Origin of the sequence: Ignisphaera sp., assembly GCA_038735125.1 — an archaeon.
Taxonomy (GTDB): domain Archaea; phylum Thermoproteota; class Thermoprotei_A; order Sulfolobales; family Ignisphaeraceae; genus Ignisphaera.
The window spans coordinates 136,905-156,207 of the sequence record JAVYNU010000002.1 but is presented as its reverse complement, the minus strand read 5'-3'; the positions used below and the strand labels follow the sequence as shown (position 1 = coordinate 156,207).

17 protein-coding genes are annotated in these 19,303 nt (G+C 39.8%); 5 read left to right on the top strand and 12 right to left on the bottom strand.

Annotated features, from left to right (window positions below; translation table 11 throughout):
* Window positions 1-202: 202 nt before the first annotated feature.
* The 8 genes from QW284_04035 to QW284_04000 form a co-directional block, all read right to left on the bottom strand.
* Window positions 203-562, bottom strand: a complete 360-nt coding sequence (locus tag QW284_04035; GenBank protein MEM0338837.1) for a DUF1667 domain-containing protein — start codon at window positions 560-562, stop codon at window positions 203-205.
* A 2-nt stretch (window positions 563-564) separates the two neighbouring features.
* Window positions 565-1,830, bottom strand: a complete 1,266-nt coding sequence (locus QW284_04030; GenBank protein ID MEM0338836.1) for an FAD-dependent oxidoreductase — start codon at window positions 1,828-1,830, stop codon at window positions 565-567.
* A gap of 39 nt (window positions 1,831-1,869) precedes the next feature.
* Window positions 1,870-3,372, bottom strand: coding sequence for an NAD(P)/FAD-dependent oxidoreductase (locus tag QW284_04025; GenBank protein MEM0338835.1), 1,503 nt, complete (start codon window positions 3,370-3,372; stop codon window positions 1,870-1,872).
* 63 nt (window positions 3,373-3,435) lie between these two features.
* Complete coding sequence (gene glpK / locus QW284_04020; GenBank protein ID MEM0338834.1) at window positions 3,436-5,019, bottom strand: glycerol kinase GlpK; 1,584 nt, start codon at window positions 5,017-5,019, stop codon at window positions 3,436-3,438.
* Between the two features lie 178 nt (window positions 5,020-5,197).
* Window positions 5,198-6,100, bottom strand: coding sequence for a hypothetical protein (locus QW284_04015; GenBank protein MEM0338833.1), 903 nt, complete (start codon window positions 6,098-6,100; stop codon window positions 5,198-5,200).
* Window positions 6,101-6,115: 15 nt separating this feature from the next.
* Window positions 6,116-7,387 carry a DUF4157 domain-containing protein gene (locus QW284_04010; protein ID MEM0338832.1) on the bottom strand — a complete coding sequence of 424 codons (1,272 nt, stop codon included), beginning with the start codon at window positions 7,385-7,387 and terminating at the stop codon, window positions 6,116-6,118.
* 70 nt (window positions 7,388-7,457) lie between these two features.
* Complete coding sequence (locus QW284_04005) at window positions 7,458-8,069, bottom strand: class II aldolase/adducin family protein (GenBank protein MEM0338831.1); 612 nt, start codon at window positions 8,067-8,069, stop codon at window positions 7,458-7,460.
* An 84-nt stretch (window positions 8,070-8,153) separates the two neighbouring features.
* Window positions 8,154-9,653 carry a rhamnulokinase family protein gene (locus QW284_04000; protein ID MEM0338830.1) on the bottom strand — a complete coding sequence of 500 codons (1,500 nt, stop codon included), beginning with the start codon at window positions 9,651-9,653 and terminating at the stop codon, window positions 8,154-8,156.
* Between the two features lie 154 nt (window positions 9,654-9,807).
* On the opposite strand from QW284_04000, the gene QW284_03995 reads away from it, so the two are divergent.
* From QW284_03995 to QW284_03980, 4 genes are all read left to right on the top strand, one after another.
* On the top strand, window positions 9,808-10,980 hold the full coding sequence (locus QW284_03995; protein ID MEM0338829.1) for a sugar-binding protein: 1,173 nt from the start codon (window positions 9,808-9,810) through the stop codon (window positions 10,978-10,980).
* Between the two features lie 64 nt (window positions 10,981-11,044).
* Window positions 11,045-12,559, top strand: a complete 1,515-nt coding sequence (locus QW284_03990; GenBank protein ID MEM0338828.1) for a sugar ABC transporter ATP-binding protein — start codon at window positions 11,045-11,047, stop codon at window positions 12,557-12,559.
* A gap of 7 nt (window positions 12,560-12,566) precedes the next feature.
* Window positions 12,567-13,565 carry an ABC transporter permease gene (locus tag QW284_03985; GenBank protein ID MEM0338827.1) on the top strand — a complete coding sequence of 333 codons (999 nt, stop codon included), beginning with the start codon at window positions 12,567-12,569 and terminating at the stop codon, window positions 13,563-13,565.
* A gap of 121 nt (window positions 13,566-13,686) precedes the next feature.
* The gene (locus tag QW284_03980; GenBank protein ID MEM0338826.1) at window positions 13,687-15,090 is read left to right on the top strand and encodes a hypothetical protein; all 1,404 of its coding nucleotides are present in this window, start codon (window positions 13,687-13,689) and stop codon (window positions 15,088-15,090) included.
* 215 nt (window positions 15,091-15,305) lie between these two features.
* Here the strand turns inward: QW284_03980 and QW284_03975 are convergent, their stop codons facing one another.
* The 4 genes from QW284_03975 to QW284_03960 all read right to left on the bottom strand — a co-directional run bounded on the left by QW284_03975 (window position 15,306) and on the right by QW284_03960 (window position 18,119).
* Window positions 15,306-15,668, bottom strand: coding sequence for a HEPN domain-containing protein (locus QW284_03975; GenBank protein ID MEM0338825.1), 363 nt, complete (start codon window positions 15,666-15,668; stop codon window positions 15,306-15,308).
* A 19-nt stretch (window positions 15,669-15,687) separates the two neighbouring features.
* Window positions 15,688-16,014, bottom strand: a complete 327-nt coding sequence (locus QW284_03970; GenBank protein ID MEM0338824.1) for a nucleotidyltransferase domain-containing protein — start codon at window positions 16,012-16,014, stop codon at window positions 15,688-15,690.
* 466 nt (window positions 16,015-16,480) lie between these two features.
* Entirely contained in the window at window positions 16,481-17,683 is a 1,203-nt protein-coding gene (locus QW284_03965) for a glycerol dehydrogenase (protein MEM0338823.1), read from the bottom strand.
* A gap of 220 nt (window positions 17,684-17,903) precedes the next feature.
* On the bottom strand, window positions 17,904-18,119 hold the full coding sequence (locus QW284_03960; protein ID MEM0338822.1) for a hypothetical protein: 216 nt from the start codon (window positions 18,117-18,119) through the stop codon (window positions 17,904-17,906).
* A 560-nt stretch (window positions 18,120-18,679) separates the two neighbouring features.
* On the opposite strand from QW284_03960, the gene QW284_03955 reads away from it, so the two are divergent.
* The gene (locus tag QW284_03955; GenBank protein MEM0338821.1) at window positions 18,680-19,261 is read left to right on the top strand and encodes a hypothetical protein; all 582 of its coding nucleotides are present in this window, start codon (window positions 18,680-18,682) and stop codon (window positions 19,259-19,261) included.
* The last annotated feature ends 42 nt before the right edge of the window (window positions 19,262-19,303 follow it).

The following is a 19,303-nucleotide window of genomic DNA, read 5'->3' as shown; positions in this document are numbered from 1 at the left end:
AACATTATTAATATCATCTTTACCGAATTTTAAATATTTGTTAAAATATTTATTGTATAAATTGTTCATTTAACACTAATATTTATTGCACCTTATTAATAATCTTAGTAAAAGCGCAAGACATAAACAGTAAACAAGTATTAAGAGCTTTACAGATATTTGAATCCTTGCATCAACGTTCTTCGTTCTTGCTTAATGAAATTTACTTCACTTTTCTAACCCTCCTAGTTGCCACTATATTTGCACCACATATATCTTTCAATACCACTTGGCCTATTTCTATCGGTGCCTCTAAAACAAGATTCGATGCAATCTTCATTATCTCTTCTATGCATTTTTTCGGCACAGGCTTATCTGTTTTAACCGATACCGTTGGCAAATCGCCGTTAAGTACTGGGATAACTGTCATTACAACTCTTCTAGGGTCTAAAATTTCTTGGGTTGCAAATTCTGTTCCCCTGGGGCATAGATTTCCCTCGATCCTCTCTATTTTGTTATCATCACTTAGGTATACCCTTAGTGCACATCCAATGGGGCATATAATGCATGTTAGTTCTCGCATTTTCACTGTGGTAATACCTCAAGAGTTATTCTATCAAAACTCTTTGCTTTTTGCAAAATTGATCTGCTTAGCGCTAGCCTAATCATTTCTGCTGGCCTTACTTTAAACATCCTCATCTTTAATCCTATCTCTGGTATTTGCACAACAACATTTGATTCTGGCGAAGACACCCTCGCATATATTACAACAGATTTTTCGCAACTAATGTAATGTGGAGCAACAAGTCTTACGTTACGACCCTTAACAACCTTTTTCCAGCCAGACTCTGGTGTGGGTATACCATTGTTCTCTATGAAGTATTTCGCGCTTTCAGCAGCCCACTCACCCTGCTCTGCAGCATAGTCAACCAAATCATTTATGACCAATGCATTGCCGGCAACAAATAGACCTGGCATGGTAGTCTCAAGATAGTCGTTGACTATGGGCCCCCTCGTTGCTGGATCCATAACTACACCAATTTGCTCTAAAAGCTCTACATATGGTACAAGCCCAGCTGCAACAATAACGGTATCGCATGTAATCTCAAACTCTGTTCCTGGAATTGGCTTTAGATTTTCGTCTACTCTAGCTACAACAACTTTCTCAACTCTATCTTTACCAATAACTTTAGTTACAACATGACTAAGATACAAAGGTATATTGTAGTCTTGAAGACATTGAACAACATTTCTCATTAACCCACCTGGATATGGCATTAACTCAATAACTGCCTTGACCTTGGCGCCTTCAAGTGCAAACCTTCTAGCCATAATCATTCCAACATCTCCAGAACCTATTACAACAACTTCTTTTCCAGGCAAAACGCCATAGATATCCATAAGTGTTTGAGCCTCTCCTGCTGTATAAATGCCATCTGGTCTATTGCCAAGAACATTTATTTCGAATATGTGTCTTTCTCTAGCACCTGTTGCAAAGATTATTGTTCTTGTCTTAAGCCTCTTTACACCATTGCGTGTAACTACATTTACTATTTTCTCAGTTGGGTTCACTAAATCTATTGAGTGCACATATGCGTTCAATAGATATTCCACACCATGGCTATGTAACTTATCCAACAACCTCGTTATGAATTCTGTACCCGTTAAATCCTCCTTAAAATAGTGGAGACCGAAGCCTGGATGCACACATTGAAGTGGTATACCGCCTAAAAGACCTCTATTTTCTATGAGAAGCACCTTTAAGCCAAGCTCTTTTGCCTTGATGGAGGCTGCTATACCTGCTGGGCCACCGCCAATAACTATTGTATCATACACCCTAACCTCAACCATGTGGAATCACAGACCATAATTTAGTTGATTGACCTTGAATCAACTTTGATCTTTAGTTTCAAGCTTAAGCAAAGTTTTAATATCTCCAATACCATATCTAGTCTTCTTGACGGTAACCTCGTGTAGAGGTTTCTTCATGTATTCTGATATGAGTAGAGCTATTCTCCATCTACAGAAAGACCCTTGGCAACGCCCAAACATGGCTAAGGTTCTAAACTTTATGCCGTCCAATGTAATTGTCTTAACACCTATCTTCTTCATTCTCTCTATAGCCTCCAAAATCTCTGCTTTTGAAACCATTCTACAATAGCAAATTATCTCTCCATAATCTGGATTCTTCTTTATCAACTCATCCACTTCCTCTAATCTCCTCTCCTTCAATCTAATGATATTCTTTCTAAACGGATTCCAACTCTCTTTTTTCCTAAGTTGGATATCGTATGTTTTTATCATTTGCTCTAAAATGTAATAGGCAATTGCCGGGGCAGCAGTAAGTCCTGGAGATCTAATGCCGATAGCGTTCGCAAATCCCCATGGATTATCATATGCTTTGAGAAGCCAGTTACCATCAGGGGGCTCTGGTCTCAATCCTGCAAAGGTTCTAATTAATTTTGTGCGCGAGGGCAAATCAGCTAAAAGTTTTGATGTTTCTTTCCAAAGATGGTCTAAACCCATTTCTGTTGTTGAAACATCCTCTTTAGCATTATATGGCAAGTCTTCAGCTGTTGGCCCTATCAACAATGTGTTATGTGTTGTTGTTACAACGTAAATACCTTTAGTTATAGGTGTTGGTGTTGTGTGAACAACTCTTTGAGGCTTTACCTTTACAGTTTCGTCAAAAAGCAGATATTCTCCTTTCCGAGGCTTTATAAAAAAGCTTTCCTCCACACTTGCTGAATGAGAAATTTCGTCACCATAAAGCCCAGCAGCATTTACAACTATATCAGCTTCTACAAAGCCATTATCTGTTTCTACACCAAAAACTCTTCCATTTCTTATAACAACTCTCTTAACCCTCGTTTCTGTTAAAAGTTTAACTCCATTATCTACTGCATTTTCTATAACTGCTATAACAGCTTCGAAAGGCGATATTACACCAGCTGTAGGTGCATATACAGCCCCTAAAGCATTTCTATTTAGAGCTGGCTCAAGCTGAAACAGCTCATCATTATATACAATCCTTACACCTGGTATTCTATTTAGGTTAGCCAATTCGATATACCTTTTAGCATTTTTCTCTTCTTGAGAATCAAAGAAAACCATTAGTTCTCCAGGCCATTTAGCAGGGATATCAAGTTCCTCTACCCACGTCCTCCAAAGCTCATTACCTTTTCTACATAGCTTAGCTCTTAAAGGATATACTTGCGGATCTTCCTCATGACAGGGGTGTATAATGCCTGTATTGGCTTTACTGACACCCCATCCAACATCAAATTCCTTCTCAACGACAATAACATTGAAATTTTCATACATGCTAAGAACCCTAGCTATAGATGCACCAATAATACCAGCACCTATTATAACAACGCGGAGGGTTTTCAAATTCTAATATCACCTAATAGTATTAGTACAATACAAAAAGATGAAGAAATTAAGAATTAATATTTATTCGTAGCCATATGCCCATGGAACCTCCTTTGCCCATCCAAGTGCTCTTTGAACAGCTGCCTTCCAGCCTTTATACAGTTTCTCCCTAGTCTTTTCATCCATCTTGGGTATGAACTCCCTATCTACCCTCCAATTCTTTTTAACATCATCTAAATTCTTCCAAAATCCAACTGCTAACCCAGCTAGATATGCTGCCCCCAATGAAGTTGTTTCAAGTACAACTGGTCTTACAACTTTAATGTTGAGTATGTCTGCTTGGAATTGTAATAGAAAATCACTTTTTGCAGCACCTCCATCAGCTTTCAGAATAGTTATATCTCTATTTGTATCAGCCTTCATAGCCTCTATAACATCTCTTGTGAGATAAGCTATAGCCTCTAAAGCTGCTCTAGCTATATGTCTTCTCTCAGTCCCTCTTGTAATGCCTATTATAAGCCCCCTTGCATAGTGATCCCAATACGGAGCTCCCAAGCCAACAAACGCTGGAACAAAATAGACACCACCAGTATCTGGTGCTGACTCAGCTAATGGGTTAATCTCTGCGGAAACCTCGATAATCTTTAAACCATCTCTAAGCCACTGTATAGCTGCGCCAGTTATAAATATGCTTCCCTCTAAGGCATAAATAGCCTTCCCTGGCTCAAGACTATAGAAAATGGTTGTTAGAAGCCCATGTTTGGATGGAACTGGTGTAGATCCTGTGTTGAGTAATATGAAGTTTCCTGTTCCATAAGTACACTTAACATCGCCTACATCAAATCCGGTCTGGCCGAAGAGTGCGGCTTGCTGATCTCCAGCATCACCTGCTACAGGTATGTTAACACCTTCAAAAAGCTCGTTGCTAACCTCTGGTCCCGTGTAACCGTAGATAGTCTTATCGCTTGAAGGTCTTGGAAGAGGTAGTATATCCCTCGGTATCTTACCTTGAATCTCCAAGAGCTCATCATCCCAATCAAGCTTGTGAATATTGAATATCATTGTCCTAGAAGCGTTTGAGTAATCCACTACATGTGCTCCATATCTTTCAGGTGTTAGAACATCTTTTGATCCTCTAGTTAAATTCCAAATAATCCAAGTATCTATAGTTCCAAATAAGAATTCGCCTTTCCTAGCCTTCTCTCTAACATTAGGAACATTGTCTAAGATCCACCAAATCTTTGTACTTGAGAAATAGCAGTCGGGTATCAGACCAGTTTTCTCTTGTATAGTCTTAAAGTAGTGCTCGCGTAGATAATCTACTTCTCTGGCTGTTCTCCTATCCTGCCACACAATAGCATTATAAACAGGTTTGCCGGTTTTAGGATCCCATATAACTGTAGTTTCCCTCTGATTTGTAACACCAATAGCAACTATCTCTCTAGGATCAACCTTTGCCTGCTCTAAAACCATTTTTATAACTACCTTAGTTTTTTCCCAAATTTCGAGAGGATCATGCTCAACCCAGCTAGGTCTAGGATAGATTTGATTATGTTCTAGATAGGCCCATCCACCCTTTATGGGAAGCCCATCATATGTAAATATCATTGCCCTAGTACCAGTAGTTCCTTGGTCAACCACCAAAACAAATTTTCTCTCAACCAAATTCAATCACCCTCTATACTACATTAAAGAGGTGACTATTTTAAAATATTTCTTAAAGGAGAGGATACTGGAGCTTAGAATCCATAGTCATTATACTTAAACGAGGACGCCAATCCTTTATGCTTATTCATATGGTGGTTGCAGAAATGCTAACTGAGTTGATCTAAAGTGTGTTCGATTATCTTCTTCTACACCCTATGTAAATTCCTGCTATGGCTGCTAATATTGCTATCGCACCTCCAATTGCTATCGCATGTTCTATTTTCATTGGTATTTGAATCAAGGTAATTGTTGTTGACGATATTGTTACCAGTGTTTCTGTTGACGATACTGTTTGATATATTGGAACTGTTTTTTGAATTGATATTGTTTCTGTCGTTGTAGTTGTTTCTGGGGTTATCAATGTATAGGTGTAAGTATGTGTATATCTAAGTGTTGTTGTAAATGCTGATGTTATTGTGGTTGAGGCTGTGTATGTATGTGTCGTTTCAATTGTTTGTGTTAATATATTAAATACTGTTGTTGGCATATAGGCCACTTGCGTTATTGTTATAACTATTCTTGGGGTTTCTATTTTTGGAGGGGTTTCTGCAAATTTCTTTAACTCCTCTGTGCTTGTATTGACCATGAATATTTTTTGTGTTCCTGCAAAAGGTGTTTTTAGCAAAGCTTCTGCCGATACAAGCACACCTTTGTAGTACTGCAAAACCATGTTGTCAACGGTGTAGTTTCCTGTGTATCTCGGGGATATTATCATGTTTCTGCTTTCTGGCGTAGAGTTGCTTATGTTTATGGGGTATCTGGTTTCAAAGTAGATTGCCGTTATTAGCAAGTCTGTTACAGAATTGCATAGAGTACTATTGGAAACTGTGTCTACAATCCCTAGCGAGTAGCTAACAGCCTGGCTACTGACATTTTCTATCTCAAGTCTTAGAATGTATAGGCATCTTGCAGATCCGATCTCAAATAGAACTCCGTATTCAATCCAATCACCAACTCTATAAACAAATTCGCTTTGTGCTTGCAGAGCCGGGAGCAGAAACAATAGCACCAGTATCGAAAGGCTTAAAGCACTTCTCATGCTATATCCAAGCCCCTACCTCTTCACAGTTATGTATACAGATTTTATAAATGTCCATGAATCCCCCCTGTATATCTCGACCATCAATGTGTTATTATTGTATTCCCCTCCAAGTGGTTTTACAGCATTTGAGAAAACCTCGTAGAATTTATCTAGGCTTTGTTGGGATCTCCATGTTATGTTCCAACATAGAGTCCATGTCACGTGAGTCACATTCTCAATCTTGTATAGCACTACCCTATCGCCTCCCCAGCTAGATGCTATCTCCATGGCATTATCTAAACCCATTCTCCTAGCAAGCACAAGCATGACATAGTATTCGCCGAGCCTATCAGAATAAACCTTGCTACCACTACAGTTACAGGCGATGATAGGGTCTTCAAAGCCTTTCTCACCTGTGGACAGGTAGACAACGTACCTATCTGGGTGCATAACCATAGATGTTGAGATAGGGGGCATCGAATAAGCTTTGTTGACGATGCCCCAGCCACTCAAATTGTACAGGTATGAAATGAACCACTCTCCATAGACATACGGAAACGTTACAAGAGCTATATACGGGTTTCCAAGATCTATCCCAGTCCTTGGAGATGGTGTGCACAAGCCAGTTATGACACAGTATAGATGCTGTGTCCACCCAGCATCGCCCTCTATAAGAGCTTGTTTAGCTAAGCCAGAATCTGTTGTGTTATCCCCAGAGAAGATGTTTGGAAAGTGTATGAATTGAAGAACATGTGTAAGCTCATGTGCTAGAACATTTCTGGATCCAGGGCTATTGGGATCAAAATAATCTGTGTTTATATAAATTGTTGTGCCAGCTGTTGCAGCTAAAAACATTCCGATGAAACCCCTCTCGCCAGAGATTAGAGAGAAGTTAAGTGGTGTTAGAAACGTCAGCTTGTAGACCATCTCCTTGTATAGAACATCTGGAGGCACCTCAGAAGACTCGCTAGGAGCCCAGTGCTCCAAGGCCCACGAAGTATTTATAAGCTCGAAGTTAACACCGCCATTAAATGATAGGTTTCTGATTCGCTCCACAACATTCTCAACATCTCTAGCCAAAGAGAGTATCAGTTCATAGCGAGAACTCGTTGATGTGATACTGGTTACAGGGTTTGTATATATAGGTGTCGTCACTACTGTTGTCACATATGTTACCGTTCTTGTCTTCGTCAATGGTACTGCCGACTCTTGCTTCACAAAAACTATATATATGTACTGCACGAGGACTGCTACAACTATTGCTGCAAGTACCACAGCAAACAATAGCAATGGTGCCCTACTCAAGTAAATCACATAAAAATGGTTTGTAGCAAAACAAAGTAATAAATATTCAAGAAAATTTAGGTATGGTAATCTACCTTAGCATTATCAGCTTGTAGAAAATGGTTCGAGTTGCTATAACCTCTGCCAATTCCGCTAGCTCGAGTGCCATACCAATGTTATCAGAGACAGATACAACACCATGCCTCTCCAAGTATATTATCTCACAACCCTCTGCAACCTTCCTAGCAACAGCATCCGCCAAATCTGTTGTCCTTGGAATAAGTTCTTTCACGAGACATATCCTCGGTTTGAGAATGTACTTCAGCTCCGTGTCTAGGAACAGATCCTCCATATCTTTTTCCGATATAAGCGGAGAGTAAACCCCATGTATATGCACAACAGCTTTGCATTTACTACAGCTTCTATAGATAGCTAGATGCATTGGCAGCTCTGTTGTCGGTTTTCCACCACTAATCACATTACCCTCTATATCAACCTCAACCAGATCCTCAGGCTTGAGCTCGTATTTTAGTCTTATGGTCGGAACAAATGCTGATGGCGTCATAACAATGGTTTTCTCATCTACCCTAACACTGATATTGCCTGTAAGTGGTGTTATTAGTCCCTTTAGATACATCATTCTAAGAGCTTCACATATTTGTCGCATAACCTTATCTTTCTCGCTAATGTCATGTTGGTTCATAATATATCACAAGCCATATTGATAATAGCCCAGTTTTAATAAGCTTTCAAAAAGTGTTATAAAATGCTAAAATGTTAAGATATATCACTTTATTCTGCCAAGCTTCTCTAGCATATCTAGAAAAGATGAGTACATATCATCATGTTTAGCACTATAACGAGGCTCGAATGTTCTTAGATTAAAGGAGTTTCTTACATATTCCCTAATCTCTTTTAATGATTTTATGTAGCCTAAACCAACTAGCTGTGTAAGCATATTGCCTATTGATGTGGCTTCCTCTGGCCCTGCTACAACAACTCTATTTGTAAAATCTGCTACCAGTTGATTGTGTAACCAGTTCCTTGATCCCCCTCCAACAATGTTAATCTCTCTTATCTTCTTTCCTGATATATCCTCTAACCTTTCTATAACAAATCTATATTTCATTGCAAGACTTTCTAAAACCAGACGAACCAGCTCACCGATGTTTCTAGGCTTGTTTTGCTTTGTCTCTTCAAGAAACTTCATGATTTCTCCAACCATATTTGTTGGTGCTAAAAATCTTGGGTCGTCTGGATCAATGAATCCTATGAATCCTTTTGCTTCTGAAGCCATTTTTGTTAGTTCCTCATATGAGTAATCCTCTCCTTTTAGTGCAAGTGCACGTTTTATCTCTTGTAGGAACCACATTCCCTGGACATTCTTTAGAAATCTAATTGTGTTGAAAATACCTCCTTCATTAGTGAAGTTATATTCCATAGCCTTTCTATTTATTATTGGGCTAGACAGTTCTATACCAACTAAACTCCATGTACCACAACTTATATAAGCAGAGTCATCTTCTATTGGAGAAGCTGCAACAGCTGATGCAGTATCGTGTGTAGCTGGTGCAATGATAGTTATGCTTCTTGGTATATCCAGTTCTTCTGCAAGACTAGGGCTCACTTCACCTAGTCTTGTTCCAGGTTCAATAATATTGGGAAATATATCTGTTGGAAACCCTATTTCCTCTAGCAAATCAAAGGCCCACTTCTTTGACCATGGATCAAGGAACTGAGTTGTAGAGGCATCTGTATATTCAGATGCTATAACACCTGATAGCCAATAATTGAATAGATCCGGTATCATCAAAAAGGTTTTTGCCGCTTTAAGCGAAGAGGAGTTATCTTTGACCATAGCGTAGAGTTGGTAAAGTGGATTTATAGGCATGAACTGTATACCTGTTCTCATATATATTCTCTCAGCAGGTATAGCTCTCAAAAGCTCTTCCATAGCCTCTTTCCTTCTAGGATCCCTATAGCAATAAGGCAGTCCAACAAGCTCACCATGATTATTCAACAAAGCAAAGTCAACACCCCACGTATCAACCCCAATAGAAACAATGTCTTCACCATACCTTCTGTAGGCTTTGAGAATACCTTCCTTAACTTCACTCCAAATCTTTGGAACATCCCAATATAGATGATTACCTATTCGAACAGGGCCATTAGGAAATCTGTGTATTTCTTCCATTTCAAGCTTTTTGTTATCTACATCAACTTTTCCTACAAGGCACCTACCACTACTTGCACCAAGATCAAATGCAACTAATATTGTGCTCTTCATTATTTTTCGCCTGCAGCACAAGTCCAATTCTTATTACTTTATTTATTGAACCATTTTAAGTTTTATCTTATTATCGAGTATATATATGCTGTTTTATTCACTTCTTAAAAATTTTTAAACCGCAAACATGATACCAGTAATATTGGTGTCCAAGGTGTCGGTATCAAGAGCCCTATCTAAACTATGGACTATAATAATCATAGTCGTAGTAGTTGTTGCGGTTGCGGCGGGTGGAGGGCTGTATTACTACTATACTACAACATCAAAACCTCAGAAACTGACATTCGTATTGATAGGCAAGGGGGTACATCCCTATTGGTCTGTAGTTGAAGCAGGCATGAAAAAAGCAGCTGATGAAATACGAAGTAAGTATGGCGCTGACATTGAAGCAACATTCTTTACACCAACTCGTGAAGAAGCATATTTACAGCTATCGCAGGTAGATACATACATAGCTCAAAAAGTTACAGGCCTTGCTATAGCACCTGTCGATGCTGAAGCTGCAATACCCTATATCAACAAGGCATTGCAACAAAACATTTTAACAATAACATTTGACACAGATTCTCCCAACTCTAACAGGCTAGCCTATCTAGGTACTAACAATTACAAAGCCGGCTACCTAGGTGGTTTAGCCGCATATATGCTAGCCAAAGAAAAAGGCTACATCAAACCAGGGGCAACATTAAAGGTTGGAATAATTACAGCAACATTATCTGCACAAAACGCACGTGAAAGAGTCCAGGGGTTCCAAGACGCTATAAAGAAATGCATTGAAACAGATCCTGACATAAGAGGCAATATCAATCTAGTGATTATAGGACCATATGAAGATAAAGGTGATGTATCCACAGCCGTTAATTATGCACTATCGATTCTACAAGCAAATCCAGATCTTCAAATAGCCTTTGGCTCTAACGCATATGAAGGGCCTGCATGGAGCCAGGCAATGCAACAACTTAACTATCCCCCTGGAAAAATAGTTCTAGTTGAATTCGATGTTACATCAGATAATGTTCCACCACTCCAACAGGGCTATGCACTTGCCACCGTTGGCCAAAGAGAGTATTTCATGGGATATTATGCTGTATGGCTCCTATACAATATGACTAAGTATGGTGTTGACAAAGCTCTCAAGAGCTTCATACCTGGCTATCCAAACAACAAAATATATGATACTGGCGTAGACCTTGTTGGAACGCAGCACATGGAATTCACAGCACCAACAGGAGAGAAGGTGGTAATCCTAGGTCTCTCTGAATATAAGCAACTAATGAGCAAACTTGGTGTCGATCCATCACTTCTCGGGTTACAAAACGTGAGTTAAAACAAAACCATTTTTTAACTTTATATTTATTGAACATGTTTGATAATGATATAAGGTGGTTTTAATGGAGCTTAATGTGAACAATGGTTTACTTGTTTTAGAGAATATTTGGAAGAGGTTTCCAGGAGTTGTTGCACTAAAAGGCGTATCGATGTGTGTTAAAAAAGGCGAGATTATCGGCTTAGTTGGAGAGAATGGAGCGGGAAAGTCGACGTTGTTGAAAATTATATTCGGCATATTTAAGCCTGATAGTGGGAGGATATTGTGGAAAGGGAGAGAAGTTCATATCGAAAATCCTTTGCATGCAATGAAGATGGGGATTTTCTATGTTCCTCAAGAGCTTTTGCTTCCACCTAATCTATCAATCGCTGAAGCAACTATGATGGGAATCGAAATTAGGGGAGGTTTAAAAATTGTTAACTATAAACAATTAAGCGAAGAAGCTAAGAAAATTATGTCAATTGTTGGTATTGAGAATTTAGATCCGAAGACAAAAATAAGACAGCTAGATGCTGCGACGAAGCAGCTTGTTCTGATTGCAAGAGCCTTGGCCATGAAGGCAGAGCTACTGATTTTTGATGAGCCTACCTCAAGTTTGAGTATAGCCGAGACCGAAAGATTGTTAAATACGATGCTGGAACTGAAAAAGAATGGCATAGCCCAAATATTTGTTAGTCATAGGATTGAAGAGGTTATAAAGGTTGCTGATAAAATAATTGTTTTAAGAGACGGATACAAAATTGCAGAGTACGACAATACCACTAAAAAGATCTCAATAGAAGAAATTATAAGGGCTATGATTGCTCGCGAAATTAAGGAGTTCTATCCAAAGGTGGCAGTGCCAATAGGTGATGTGATACTAGAAGTTAGAAACCTGACAACGAAAACTTTGCATAAGGTAAGTTTTAATGTAAGAAGAGGGGAGATAGTTGGAATTTTTGGTCTTCTTGGCTCAGGAATCTATGAAATACCGAAAGCCATTACAGGCTTAATCGAAAAAACCGAGGGAGAACTGCTCTTGGATGGAAAACAAATAAGCATTAGAAGCCCCACAGAAGCCATCAGAAAATACGGCATTATCTACATACCAGAAGATAGGAGAAATCTTGGTTTATTCTCCCTTCTCCCAATAAGAAGTAACATAACAATATCGTCATTAGATATTTTAAGCAAGTACAAGGCCATCCAGGTAATAGATAATTATAGAGAGCGAGATATTGTAAGCAAATTGATGAAAACATTAAATATAGTGCCACCGGATCCAAGTAGGAAAGTGATGTATCTGAGTGGTGGAAACCAACAGAAAACATTAATTTCCCGAGCGTTTTCAAGACCGGTTAAAGTTGTGTTTTTGGGCGAACCCACCGTGGGTGTGGATGTTGGGGCCAAGGTCGAGATTCGTAAGCTTATGGTAGAACTAGCATCTAAAGGCTGTGGCATTGTTTTGATATCTGATGATGTTCATGAGGTGCTTGGAATGAGCGATAGAATCATTGTGGTTTCTAAGGGTAGGGTAGTAGCAGAAACCTTAAGAAGTGAAGCAACCGCAGAAAAATTGCTGGAATATGCATCTAGGTGAAAAATGTATGGCGAAGCGGCAAAGTACCGAGGCTAAAGCTGGTCAAGTATCAATAAAAACAATCTTGCTTGGAAGTCCTGAGATAGGTACTGCAATTGGCATACTAGGATTAACAATTATCATAGGCGCAATAAACATTAGATTCATAGAGTTCTCAACATGGGTAACAATACTACGTTGGTTTGCTGGTATAGCGATTCTCGCTATGGGCGAATCAATGGCGTTAATTATTGGCGGCATTGATCTATCTGTAGGATCCTTAGCCTCATTATCGTCTATGGTATTCGCATATCTCCTTGTGAATATAGGTGTAGATCCAATCATTGCGTTTATAGCCACCTTGTGCATGGGGATCATTGTAGGGCTGTACCACGGATCTATAGTGGCAATATTTTCACCTCCTCTACCAACGACTATTCCAGCATTTATCGTAACCCTAGGGTCATTAATGCTGTTAAGAGGGATAGCGATTGGCATGACAAAGGGCTTTCCAATAAAAATCTATGACATGTCTAAAATAGAGTTCTTGGCGTCGTCATATGGAGTTGCAATTATACTGCTATTACTAGCGTTATTAACAATGTTCATTCAGCAGAGGACAGCTATAGGAAGATACCTCTATGCTATAGGTGGTAACCTAGAGGCTGCTAGAGTTGCTGGTATTCCAATACATAAAGCAAGGATATTTGCATTTGTGTACTCTGGTGCCATGGCTAGCATAGCTGGAATGATATATGCGGGGCTAGTAGCATCTGGTTACGCAGATATAGCCACGGGGCAGGAACTCTTGGCAATTGCGTCTTGTGCATTGGCAGGTGTAAGTCTAGCTGGAGGCGAAGGAAATGCCTTCAACGCCATACTCGGAGCATTGCTTGTGTCAATTGCTAGAACTGGTATAGTATTCATAGGGATTTCGCCTTATTGGCAAGATGTAGCAACAGCATTGATACTGGTTATAGCTGTGATCGTTGACTTATCGAGAAGAACACTAATATTTAGATCTTAGGGAAAACTTGTAATACGTTTTGCAGAAAACTTATTTTTTTAACTCAATAGAATCTTATATAATATTTCAGAAAAACTTAAAAAAGACTTTCATCATATATGATAGGATTTGGTGGGTGGTTTTGGAAAGGATAAAGATTGGGTTTGTTCCTCTGCATCGATATCCATTTGACGAGTCGTGGGCTCAGGAGCTTAAGAAGAGGTTTGTCAGCGTTGTTGAGCAGAGGTTTGGGAACTTTGTCGAGGTTGTTTATCCTAGTGAGAAGGATACTAAGATGGGGTTGGTTACAGATGATGAGGATGCTGAAAAGGTTGTGAAGCTTTTTAGGGAGAGGGGTGTTGAGGGGCTGGTGCTATCAACTCTTACCTTTGGAGATGAGCTTGCTGGTGCTAGGGTGGCTGAGGAGTTTAGGGGTTTGCCAATAATTGTCTTTGCTACTAAAGAGCCTGAGACTCTCCCTGGTGGGTTTAGGAGATCCGATTCTTTCTGTGGCACACTGTCCTTGGCCTCAGCTTTGTATAGAAGGAAGATACCATTTCTGTTCGGAGGTATAGTGTTTCCAGAGGACAGGGAGTTTGTAGACAACTTTGATAACTTCATTAGAGTTGTTTCTATACATAGGAGGTTTGTCGGGGCTAGAGTTGGAATTGTGGGTCCAAGGCCAGAGAGGTTCGAGACTGTAACATTTAATGAGGCTAAAATGGCTGAGAAGTTTAAGCAGAGGGTTGTTCACGCAACACTGCTTGAGGTTGTTGAAGAGGCTAAGAAGCTTGGTGATGATGACCCAGCTGTTCAGAGAATAGTAAGCGAGATTACAAGTTATGCAGATGTCTCGCAGATACCCAAAGAAGCACTCCTCAAGATAGCTAAGCTAGAGCTTGTCTTGAGAAGATTCGCAGAGTCGAAGAAGCTTAGCGGTATTGGCTTTAGATGCTGGACAGAGATTCAGAAATACTATGGTGTTTCGCCATGCCATGCAATGGCCAGGCTAACACAAAGCGGCATCATGACAGCATGCGAGGTTGACGTCTATGGGGTTTTGACAATGATAATGCAGTACGCGGCATCGCTTGAACAAACACCACCATTCTTCATAGACTGGACAATCAAACACCCAGAAAAACCAAACGTGCTCTTAGCGTGGCACTGCGGAAACGCTCCACCAGCTCTATGCGCCGGTAGATGCTCATTGATATACCACAGCATAATGTATAGAGATGTCGGTGTTGAGAGAGCATATGGAACCTATGAGGGGAGACTCAAACCAGGTGTTGTAACAATATCAAGGCTTGTTGAATATGATGGAGAATTCAAGTTATTCATAACCAGAGGCAGGGCACTGGAAGATGAGAAGCCAAGCTTTAGAGGTAGCTGGGTATGGGTAGAGGTGGAGGACCTAGACAAAGTGTATAGAACACTAATAGAAGAGGGCTTCGTACACCATGCTAGCATGATATATGGAGACTATGTGAAGCCCCTTGCAGATGTGGCAAAGATTCTTGGAATAAAAACAGTTATTGTATGAAGCAATTCTCTTTTTTAGGTATTTATTTAAGTCAAATTATTTATACAAAATTATTTATATAGGTTCATGGCCACATCTGAGATGTGTACATGGGATTTGTTAGCAAGACTCTGAAAACATAATGCTAAAATTTTTCTTTGGCCCTAGGCTTTGAATATCTTAGTAGTTTTTACTAAGTCTCCTTTATTTGCTCTTTAAAATACTTATCGATTTTCTCAACGATTTTCTCGGCTATTGTCAACATTCTTTGGGGGGTTCCCCTGGGCTATTTCTTTCCAGGGTTTTCTAAGTCCCGCATTTGGGTATCTCGATATTGTGTAGTATGGTGAGAGTTCTGATAGAGCCTCCATCTCATTTGGCTCCAATGATATTGATGCTAGTGTTGCAAGCTCTACGAGGTCATGTGACTTGGGAGGCCCGATTCTTCTAAAGGCTATCATAAATGCCTTTAGTGCTTTTTCTACTGCTTGATGGGCTAAGAATACCGATAGATGATAACTCCCTCTAAGATGGGCCTTCCTAGCCTCATCCAAATCCACCAAAGCACTTTCAAACCAATCCAAAGCCTCTTCCCTCACTGTATGCACCTACTCAAGCTCAAGTTATTTTTATCCAGTATTCCGAGGCATCTTGAATAACAATGCTTCTCTTCTTAGCATACTCAAACTCCTCAGGTGTGTAGGTAAGTATCTCAAAACCTCTGTTAGGTGGCAGAAGCTTTCTTACAAGAGCATACCTCTCCCCGAGACCAAGACCCCTAAAACCATCCGAAACAACAATGAGATCTATAACGCTATCAACAAGCCAATCACACCTAGCATAACTACCAAACAAATAGACCTCGGCAAAACCCAAAACAGCTCTAAGCCTATCAGCAAAAGCCCTAAGCAACTCCAAAACATCTTCAGGAACACAACTAGACACTAAACACATCCAAAAAAACAGAGAATCTTTAGCATCTTAAAAGCTGTTTATGGTTTTGAAGCTGTGCCCAATTTTAAGCTAGGTACCACACCTCCTATCTTCTTCTCCTAATCTTCGAATTGCCCTCCTTGCCCAAGATTATATGCATTATATAAGCCCTTCTACTTTTGAACACCCTACCACATCTTTTACATATATACATAGAGCCCCTATATTTAGACACCATATAAAAGTGTTCATAGCTTAAATACCTAGGGAAATCTTTATATGGTTAGGGTTAGTAGCTATTTTCTAATTTGAAGGTCTTTATAGGATTGGTAAAACTTATAGCACCTACAGATGTGTCTAGGTGTCTCCGAGACTACCACTCCCGAGCAGCAACCCCACACAGCTACTTTCAGTGCGAAGGGCTGGCATAAGAAGCTAAGTAAGAAGCTAAGAGAACCATCATGCTTTATCTCTTACTTTACCTCTTAAATTTCCTTTTGGGGATTTTCTCAGCCACAGTCAGGCCTATTTCGTTTGCTATTTTTATGGCATTGAAAACCATTTCTGGGGTCACTCTATACGACTTGTTGTGTATAGTTTCACCTAGTTTTGTAGCTGCTTTAGCAACTTTCATAATGTCTTCATCTGAGATTTCCTTGAATCCAAGTTCTTCTAGGTTTATCGGAAGGCCTATTCTGTGACCAAACTCCATAATCTTTACTATCTCGTTTTTCGGATACCCATCTAAAATCATCTCTACCAGCGTGCCGAAGAATACCAGCTCCCCATGGTATGGAAACTGTCTGTGTTTATATTTTGGATCTGTTTCAAGTGCTGTAAAACCATTGTATATAGAGTGCGCTGCTGAGAGTCCTCCATCCTCAAATGCTATTTGACTTAAAAGTGTTGTTGCCTCTACAACCGCCTCTAGAGCAGGTGTTACAACCCCTAGCTCAACACTCTCTATAGCCTCTTCCGAATAGTCAAAGAGTATATCTATCATGAGTTTTTGGGCTGCTATGGCTATCATAGGTGGGTATCCGTGAACAGGCTTCAGCAGAAGGTTTTTGGCACCCGCTCTAACAGACGATGGAACCTCTGTGTACTTGCCCATCGCATCTCCGATACCACATGCCAAAAACCTTGGAGGAGCCTTAGCTATGATCTCAGTATCCACAAGCACAACATCGGGTCCCTTGGGATAGAATCTATACTCCTTAAAAACATGGTCACATGTATAGATAACCGCTACCGAACTGCAAGGAGCATCTGTAGACGCTATAGTTGGAATGACTATGAGAGGTAATCTAAGGTTATTTGCAACAGCCTTTCCCGTATCAATAGCCTTTCCACCACCTGCAACAACTACAGCATCGCAACCATTAGACTTTGCTACTCCAGATAGAAGTTGTATCTCCTCATCACATGTTTCAGATCCGCAAGAAGTCTTCCCAAAGAACTCTTTAACATAATCAATGCCGCTTTGTGTAAAAGATTCGAAAAGCCCATACTTCTCAATAACATTCATGACTATATTATCTGCAAACACAAGAGGTTTTCTAATATTATAATTCTTAGCAATCTCGCCAATCAGTTTAATTGATCCAGGCCCTTGAATATATCTTCCAGCTGTACCAAACGTTTTAATGTTCATCGAAGGCACATAAAAACTCAGCATCATTTTTAAAGCCACCGAATCTTTATCTATGTAGGAAAATATAAATTTTTATGAACATTTGCATAGAGTACCATAGTCATATCCATCGTAAATCGTAATGTTTATAGTAATTTAACAAGTAGACATGGAAACTACATTTAGGATTCGAATAGTGCACATTAAGTGAACATTAGAAGCAGTTTTAATTACAACAACTATTAGCTTATTGTTGGTATTCCACTGTTTAGTGCTTCTCTACAACTGGATTTCTTTTCTCTTTTAATTTCTCAAATTCTTCTCTAGTAATTATCAGCGGCTCTATTGGGGCACCCACAGCTGTTATGCATGGCACTACAAGATCTATTCTCTCTGTTGGTTTCTTAGGCAGCTCATCCCCAACAACTACCAGAACATCTATATCACTCCATTCCTGTGGAATACTAGTTCCCGAGATCCACACCAGTTTGTGGAGAGGAGCTAGGGGAAGCTGTGATAAATCGACACAGAGACCTAAAAAGACCAAGGTAGGAAATGGTCTACAGCTATAACTTTTAGTCTGTTCCGTATAGAAGGTTTGGATCTGCCCATTATTTTTAACTACTTCTAATAAAAATATCTTTAATTATTTTCCTCACTCCCACCTGCCCCTACTCCCTCTGGTATCTGCCTCGCCAAGCGGATAAACGCCTTCATCGGAAACCTCACAAGCAACTATTAGTATACAGACTCAAAAGTTTCTCAAAAGTTTTGTACCCAGCAACAGGGGAAGCGACTAAAGGTAATTAAAATTCATGAGAAGTAATGCAAAACCCTAAACGGCTTTCCATGTTAGTCTCTTTGTGATTGGGTTTCTGAAGATGGAGACAGTGTAGTTATTGTTTTTAGAGAGGTATACATAAATCATATTCTGTACTGCATAGACCATGTAATGTATGTTTGATTGTTCGTGTAGAAGTTGGATTTAAATTTTGGATTGCCGATTACAGTTTCTGATATTGCTGCATGCTAGGTGAGTGACTAATGGTATCATCTCTAAGTGGTATTGTCGAGGGGTTGAGGAGTCGGTATAGAGATGTTAACTGCGCCATTGCATGTGTTAGCGGTGGTGTTGACAGTACTGTAGCTGCAATTATTGCTAAGATTGCTTTTGGTGATAAGGTCTACCCTGTTTTTATTGATACAGGTTTTATGAGGATTGGAGAGGGTCTCAGGGTCAAGGAGTACCTCAAGAATTTCCTAGACATCGAGATATATGACTTTTCTGAGCAGATAATCTCTAGGGTTGAGGGTCTCGAGGATGCTGAGGAGAAGAGAAAAGCGTTTAGAGACGCTTTCTACAGAGCTGTCAAAGCTGTTACTGAGGAGAAGGGCTGTGAATGGGTTGTTCAAGGGACTATAAAAGCTGATGTTGTTGAAACTATTGGCGGTGTTAAGACTCAGCACAATGTTTTGAATGAAGAGCTTCTCAAAAGGTATGGGCTTAGAGTTATAGAGCCTCTAATAAATCTCTACAAGCATGAGGTTGGGAACTTGCCAAGGAGCTTGGACTACCCAAACAAATTGTTGAGAGACAGCCCTTCCCAGGGCCAGGCCTTCTCGTAAGGTCTGTTGGCAGACTCTACAGAGAGAAGCTTGAGTTAGTCA

Excerpts from the sequence above, each read along its gene's own strand:
- QW284_03990 (MEM0338828.1), top strand. The coding sequence starts at position 11,045 with ATGGAGCTTAATGTGAACAATGGTTTACTTGTTTTAGAGAATATTTGG.
- QW284_03955 (MEM0338821.1), top strand. The coding sequence starts at position 18,680 with ATGGTATCATCTCTAAGTGGTATTGTCGAGGGGTTGAGGAGTCGGTAT.
- QW284_04030 (MEM0338836.1), bottom strand. The coding sequence starts at position 1,830 with ATGGTTGAGGTTAGGGTGTATGATACAATAGTTATTGGCGGTGGCCCA.
- QW284_03985 (MEM0338827.1), top strand. The coding sequence starts at position 12,567 with ATGGCGAAGCGGCAAAGTACCGAGGCTAAAGCTGGTCAAGTATCAATA.
- QW284_04000 (MEM0338830.1), bottom strand. The coding sequence starts at position 9,653 with ATGAAGAGCACAATATTAGTTGCATTTGATCTTGGTGCAAGTAGTGGT.
- QW284_04005 (MEM0338831.1), bottom strand. The coding sequence starts at position 8,069 with ATGAACCAACATGACATTAGCGAGAAAGATAAGGTTATGCGACAAATA.
- QW284_03965 (MEM0338823.1), bottom strand. The coding sequence starts at position 17,683 with ATGATGCTGAGTTTTTATGTGCCTTCGATGAACATTAAAACGTTTGGT.
- QW284_04035 (MEM0338837.1), bottom strand. The coding sequence starts at position 562 with ATGCGAGAACTAACATGCATTATATGCCCCATTGGATGTGCACTAAGG.
- QW284_04015 (MEM0338833.1), bottom strand. The coding sequence starts at position 6,100 with ATGAGAAGTGCTTTAAGCCTTTCGATACTGGTGCTATTGTTTCTGCTC.